The sequence below is a fragment of the Ectothiorhodospira sp. PHS-1 genome (genome assembly GCF_000225005.1).
Lineage (GTDB): Bacteria > Pseudomonadota > Gammaproteobacteria > Ectothiorhodospirales > Ectothiorhodospiraceae > Ectothiorhodospira.
On record NZ_AGBG01000051.1, the window covers coordinates 1 to 6,930 of the forward strand.

Sequence of the window (6,930 nt, forward strand, 5' to 3'; positions counted from 1 at the left end):
TGCGAAAACGTGGGGATACTCCAGGGTCAGAGGCATGACTCTCGAGTCCCAAACGCTGCGCCTCCAATGGAATACTGCCTCCCCCTGCAAACGGATCATGAAAGGCGGGTAACTGGTCCGGGTTGAACAGTTCTGCCGCCTGGGGGTGATTACGGTTCAGGTGGCAGGTCTCCCGCCAGCTTTCCCGGATGGCCTCCCGGGCACGGCCCAGGACTTCCTCATTGTTGGTGTTCTCCCACTTCACCAGGTCGCGGATGATCTGGAACAGCTTTTCCCGCTTGATCTCGGCTTCCTGCTTGTTCACCCCATAACCCAGCTCCCGCTGATAGCCGGGATCGTTCACCAGTTGGGCGAACAGCACCGCCCGGGCCGCCGCCAGGGGCCGTCTGGCCCACCACAGATGCAGGGTACTGGGATGGCCATGGCGGATGGACTTTTCCCGGGCCGCCGCGGCGTTGATGTCATCCAGCGGCAAGGCCACTTCGATCAGTTTTTTAGGAGATTTGATGGTGGTCATTCCAGTTCCAGTAGAAGAGAAAGCGTTTTCCTGACCCGGTCGGCATCCGCCGCGGACAACTGGCCCAGCTCTCCCCGGATCAGGCGGGCATCCAGGGTGAACAGCTTGCAGCGCACCACCGAGGGCGCGGGCAGACCGGCGGCCGCCAGATCCTCGATGGGGCAGTCCAGGGGCCAGGATGGGTTCTTGGCGGAGGTGATCATGGCCAGCACCCCATGCCCCGCCGGCCCATTGAAGGTGGTCGCGCTGGACAGCACCAGGGCCGGGCGGTTCTTGGTGGCGGTACGGTCCGTGAATGGAAACGGCACACGCACCACCTGCCAGCGCTCAAAGGTCACGGTAGGCTTCCTCATCCGCCGCCGAACCCCATTCGCTGAGGGTGCCTTCCACCGCCCTGAGATATTCAAGATCCAGCGGCTGCACCCGGCGCACAGAGGCGCTGCCGTCCCCATGTATTTCCCAGGCCAGCAGATCCCCGGGGCCAACCTGTAACGCGGCACGGATATCGGCGGGGATGGTGGTCTGACCCTTGGCGGTGATCTTGGCGATAACGGTCATCGGCATGCCTCCTTACTGTAAGGACTCCTTGAGTCTAGACCGCCGTCGTGGCCCTGGCCAGCAATTGCTCCAGATCCAGGTTGATGCTGGACACCGCCCAATCGGGTTCCTGGGTGAACGGTTTGTGGACATAGAACGGTCCTTCCCAGGTCTCACCCTCCACGAGAACGATGGCCAGCCAGAACTTCTCCGCCTGGTTCATGCCGTAGAGGATTTCGTTGCGGGAGACGGTCACCGTGGTCTGCCCCTTGGCGCGTCCCTTCACTTCGATGTGTCGGTCCGGCGGCAGGGAACCATCGGGATTGACCGGGGGCCGGGCGGTGATGTCCCAGCCGCATTTCTGCACCGAAACATCAAATACCTGATGCCCCATGGCCCGCTCGGCATCCATGACGGCCTGCATGGCAATGCGCTCGACCCGGGCGCGGGCCTGGGCGTCCGCCGTGAAGGCGGTCTCGCCCTTGCGTTCGGCCAGCAGGCCCCGGGGGATGACCAGGGCACCGCCGATCACCACCGGTGGACTGGAGACCGTCTGTTTCATCGCCTCCAACTCCCGGCGGCGCTGGTTGAGTCGTTCGGTCAGTTCATCCACCCGGCGTCGGGCCATTTCCGGCTGCAGGCGCGGCTGTTTGCCGGCCTTCATGTCGTCGGTGAGCTTGATATAGCGATCCGACCAATAATTGATTTCCTTCACCAGACGCTCATTGACGGCATCCAGCACCTTGTCGGCCTGCCGCTGACGCCGGAACTTCACTTCCTGGTAGTGATCAGGAATCAGGGCCTGTACCGCATGGTTCAGGGCCAGAGCTTCCAGATCCTGGGTGAGCCAGGGGGCCTGGAGCAGATCCCTCACCCGGTCCAGGTCATCGTCGCGGATGGGTTCCAGATCCAGATGGGGCGCCCAACCGGCATGACCGCCCTGCCCCCGAGGGTCAATGGCCACGAACTGCAGACGCCGGGATACCACCCGCGGCGGATGCCCCCCTGCGCCCTGCCCCTCGCGGATGGCATGGTCCAGCATGAACAGCATCCAGGGTTCGGTACCGTCGTCGTTGGGGTCTACCAACACCGCGCCCTGCTTGAGTTTGGACCGATGGGCCGAGAGAATCAGGTCCGTCATGGCGTGTATGAGCGGATGCAGGGGGTGGATCAGATCGGCCATGGGCTTGCCGGGAAGCCGCACCTGGTCCTTCTCGAAACAGATCCGCTCGTATTTCTTCAGGACCGGGGCACTGCTTTCGCTGATGACCCGATCCCGCTCCCGAATGGCCGCCGGGACATGGCGGATTTCATGGCGCCCGTTCTCGCGGGGACGCAATTCCCCCTGCAGGTGCTCAAAGGCCTGGACGAAAAAGGCCCGGATGAAATACGGCTGCAGTTTGCGGGCCTCGGCCTTCTCCATTTCTTCCTTGACGGCGTACAACGCCTCCAGATCCATGTGCTGTTCCACCAGGGCGTGACGGCGGATGATCTCCCGCAGGTGTTCAGTGTCCAGGGCACCTTCGATCACCTGTTCCAGACGCGCCTTGACCTCGGGGGATTCGCCGTAGCGGATGGCTTCCACCAGCAACTCCTTGAGGGAGATGTTTTCAAAGGCTTCCCCCAGGATGTCGAACACCTTGCCGCCGAGGGCGGTCTTTTCCACTTCCAGCTTGTCGAACAGTTTCTGGAATACTGCCCCTTCCCGGGTCTCGTTGGCCACCAGGTTCCACAGATGGCAGACCTCGGTCTGGCCGATACGGTGAATGCGCCCAAAGCGCTGTTCCAGCCGGTTCGGGTTCCAGGGCAGGTCGTAGTTGACCATCAGGTTGGCGTTCTGCAGGTTGACGCCTTCGCCCGCGGCATCGGTGGCCACCAGAACCAGCACATCGGGGTTATGGCGGAACTGCTCCTGGGCCTTGCGCCGGTCGTCCCGGTTGGTGCCGCCATGGATGGTGATCACCGATTCAGGGCGGCCCAGCAGGCTGCGGATGAGGTCCAGCAGGTAGTTGAGGGTGTCCCGGTGCTCGGTAAAGATGATCAGCTTGCGGCGACTGCCGGTGGCGGTGTACATCTCCGGGCTGCTCTGCAACAGATGGGAAAGTTCTTCCCACTTGCGGTCCTTGTTGGACTGCACCAGTGCCATGGCCTGCTGTTCCAGCGCCCGCAGGCTGAAGATTTCCGCCTCCAGTTCGGCAATGGTCTCGGCGGCCGTGGCTTGATCCACCACCTGATCGGCGTAACGCTCGTACTCTTCTGCGTTCAGTTCCTCGTCCAGTTCGTCCAGGTTGTCCGGCAGGACGATCTGCCTGGGGACCAGATAGGTGCCCAGGCCAGAGGCCATGCCCTCCTCCCGAACACCCTGACCACGGGCCATCAGCCGCATCTCTTCAAGCTTGTCTTCCAGCTTGCGGCGGCGGCGGCGGAGCGATTGGTAAATGGCCTCGGGGCTGGAGGCCAGGCGCCGCTGCAACTGGGTGAGGGCAAAGCCCACGGTGCCCTTGCGCTTGCCGGACAGGGCATCGGCCCGGTTCATTTCGTGGCGCACATACTCGGTCACATCGTGATAGAGCGCGGCTTCCAGGTCCGACAGGTCATAGTTGGCGGTATAGGCACGTCGCTCGGGGAACAGGGGGGTGCCGTCGAACTTGAGCAGTTCTTCCTTGACCATGCGGCGCATCATGTCGGAGACATCCACCTTGTGGGCGCCTTCGCGGAACTTGCCGTAGAAGCGGTCCCCATCCAGCAGCGACAGCCAGATCTGAAAATCCTCTTCCTTGCCGTTGTGGGGCGTGGCCGTCATCAGCAGGAAATGGCGGCTGAGGGAACCCAGCAATTCCCCCAGTTTGAAACGCTCGGTCTTGTTGACCTTGTTGCCGTAATAGTTGGCCGACAGCTTGTGGGCCTCATCGACGATGATCAGATCCCATTTGGTGGTGGCCAGTTTTTCCTGCAGTGCCTTGTTGCGGGAGAGCTGATCCAGGCGGCAGATGAGCAGATCCTGCTCGTCGAAGTAGTTGCCGGAGGCGCATTGCTCCTGTTTTTCCCGGCTGAAGATTTCGAACTGCACCCCGAACTTGTCCAACAGTTCTTCCTGCCACTGTTCCGTCAGGCCACCCGGTGACACGATCAGGATGCGCCGGGCATCGGCCCGCAGCAGCAGTTCCCGAACCAACAGACCGGCCATGATGGTTTTCCCGGCACCGGGGTCATCGGCCAGCACGAAGCGCAGTGGCTGACGGGTCAGCATGGCCTCATAGACGGCGGCAATCTGGTGGGGCAACGGCTCCACATTGGAGGTATGCACGGCCATCATGGGATCGAACAGGGCGGCCTGGCTGATGCGGTAGGCTTCCAGGGCCAGCTTGAAGTCTGCACCGGGGGCATCCAGCGCCCAGGGGCGCCCGGCCTGGGCCAGGGACAGATTGGCCTCGTCGCTGCGAAACAGCATCTGATCGTGCAGTTGTCCCTGACTGTCCCGGTAGATGACGGTGAGGGCATCCGTGCCCACCGGCTCCACGCTGACGATGCGGACGATCTCGTCATGCCGGATGCCGCGCACCTGGGCGTCTTTCCTGACGTCTTCGAGCTTTAGCATGGCAACCTCTCCCACTGGCTGATCCGGTCCGTGGATGGCCGATCTGGCGGCCGGTTCCAGTGTGGGTAATCGGGTGGGCAACGATCCATGTGCGGCAGGCTCCTTGGAGGGACATCAAAATCGGGAATGGGTCACAGAAGCTTTATGCCACTATTGCAATGTTTCCTCAATCGGGGGGAGGCGCTTCGGCATCGTTTACGTCACTGTCCCCTGCCCGCTGACCCACTGGGCACCCATGGCTGCAGCGGGTCACGCCTGAGAATGCCCATGTTTGGGTAAACCATAAAGCCTTCACCATGGCCGGGACACGTCCTACCCTGCCCCCATGAAAGCACTGACCTTATGGATTGTCCGGTCCTTGGGCCACAAGAGGCAGCCGGAGAGCGCGCTGAACATCTCCGATGTCGCGCCATCCCATCTCATCCCGATCCAGGACAGCACTGCCCTGCTCCAGCCACCCCACCGACAGGCTCTGCTGACCCAGATCTCCACCCTGACTGCCCTACCGGCCAGGCATTACCAAGCCTTGGTCATGGCGGCCATCCACCGCTATGCCGCCCATGTGCAGCGTCTCCCGGCCTCTGAGGCCCACCACCATGCCGGACTAGGGGGTATGCTGGACCACGGTCTGGATGTGCTGCTACAGGCACTCCTGATCCGCCGGGGGCGGCTGCTGCCCGTGGGTGCCACGGCGGAACGCATCGCCCAATGCCAGGATGCCTGGACCTATGCCGTGGCCACCGCAGCGCTGCTGCACGACATCGGCAAACCCGCCGTCGATCAGCAGGTGTCGCTTTACGACGGCCGGGGACACAGCCTGGGCCACTGGGAGCCATGGGTTGGCCCCATGACCGCAGTCGATGACTGCCGACATTACAGCATTGAGTTTCGCCGCGATCGTAGACACCGGTTTCACGAGCGGGCGGCGCCACTCCTGGCACACCAGATCATCCCCGCTCGAGGCATTGCCTGGCTGGCCTCGGACCAGGCGCTGTTCGCCGCCTGGCTCGCCACCCTCTCGGGTGACATGGACGACGCCGGGGCGCTGGGGGAGATCATCCAGCAGGCCGATGGCCTGTCCGTGGCCCGCAACCTGGGCGCTGGTGATGGGGTGCGCCCCGTCGCCAGTCGAACCAAGCCCCTGTGGGAGCGGCTGCTGATCGGATTGCGATACCTGCTGGATCAGGGGGAATTGCCGCTCAACCGCAACGGCGCCGCCGGTTGGCTGGTGGGCGATGACCTCTGGCTGGTGTCCAAGCGCACCGTGGATGCCCTCCGCGCCCATCTGGGGGCCGAGGGGCATGCCGGCATCCCCTCCTCCAATGACCGCATCTATGACACGCTCCAGGAGCATGGCGTTCTGGAACCTTGCGGAGACCGGGCCATCTGGCGGGCCACCGTGGCCGGTGATGGTTGGTCACATGATCTGACCCTGATCCGTATTCCCGCCCGAAAGGTATGGCCCGACCCTGGCAGCAGACCGGATCCGTTTGATGGCACCGTCACGCCTATCGAACCTTCAACACCGGATACCTGCTCAGAACAGCATCCAGAGCCTGGTATCAGCGCCCCTCGGATGAGCGAGGACACCATCATCATGGGCCAGGAAGAAACCAATGAGAGACCGCCGGAAGATCCGGGGCACGCCCAGGCCCGTGATGGATTGATACTTGCCGCGCCGCCCCCAGAGGCAGCGCAGGGCTTTAACCTCCCTCAAGCACCTTCCACCGACCCCGGCCAGCAGTTCCTGCAATGGCTGCGGCAGGAGGTGTCGGCCCGTCATCTGGACGTCAATACACCCAACGCCCGTATTCATGTGGTATCGGAAGGGGTTTTGCTCGTCAGTCCTGCCGTGTTCAAGGACTACGCCGCCCGCCATCCGGATCACCCTGGCTGGGAGTATGTGCAAAAACGCTTCATCAAGCTCAAGCTGCACCAGAAACAGACGGATGGCACCAATGTTCATCGGTATCTGGTCCGAGGGGCGCGCCGCCAGTCGGTGGTCAAGGGGATCCTTCTACCCAACCCACGCATACTATTTCCCCACGCGGAAGCGCTGCCTGCGGCAAACCCTCATCTGCAGGCATCTCCATCATCGGGTGCCTGACTGGTGACGGCAAGCCGATGGCGCAACCTGGAATCCATTGGCCGGACCCGTCACAATGCCATGCCTACACGACGATGACACCGGTGATTCCACAGAATCGGATCAGACCCAGAGTCGAATCCGAGAGGGTCTTTCTGGCCAGTCCATCCATGCTCAAGAAATACGACGCTC

At 62.7% G+C, this 6,930-nt stretch carries 5 protein-coding genes; 1 reads left to right on the forward strand and 4 read right to left on the reverse strand.

What is annotated here, in order from left to right:
* The 4 genes from ECTPHS_RS13210 to ECTPHS_RS13225 form a co-directional block, all read right to left on the reverse strand.
* Positions 1–517: DUF1156 domain-containing protein (locus tag ECTPHS_RS13210; protein WP_008933259.1), on the reverse strand; the 517-nt coding region annotated here is incomplete at its 3' end.
* Positions 514–855 (reverse strand): type II toxin-antitoxin system PemK/MazF family toxin, encoded by a 342-nt coding sequence (locus ECTPHS_RS13215; RefSeq protein WP_008933260.1) that lies wholly within the window; start codon positions 853–855, stop codon positions 514–516. The genes ECTPHS_RS13210 and ECTPHS_RS13215, both read right to left, overlap by 4 nt.
* Entirely contained in the window at positions 845–1,075 is a 231-nt protein-coding gene (locus tag ECTPHS_RS13220; RefSeq protein ID WP_008933261.1) for an AbrB/MazE/SpoVT family DNA-binding domain-containing protein, read from the reverse strand. Before ECTPHS_RS13220 ends, ECTPHS_RS13215 begins: the two co-directional genes overlap by 11 nt.
* A gap of 34 nt (positions 1,076–1,109) precedes the next feature.
* Positions 1,110–4,652 carry a helicase-related protein gene (locus ECTPHS_RS13225; RefSeq protein ID WP_040406093.1) on the reverse strand — a complete coding sequence of 1,181 codons (3,543 nt, stop codon included), beginning with the start codon at positions 4,650–4,652 and terminating at the stop codon, positions 1,110–1,112.
* A gap of 358 nt (positions 4,653–5,010) precedes the next feature.
* Here ECTPHS_RS13225 and mobH point away from each other — a divergent pair, with 358 nt between their 5' ends.
* Complete coding sequence (mobH, locus tag ECTPHS_RS13230; RefSeq protein WP_008933263.1) at positions 5,011–6,759, forward strand: MobH family relaxase; 1,749 nt, start codon at positions 5,011–5,013, stop codon at positions 6,757–6,759.
* Positions 6,760–6,930 lie beyond the last annotated feature (171 nt).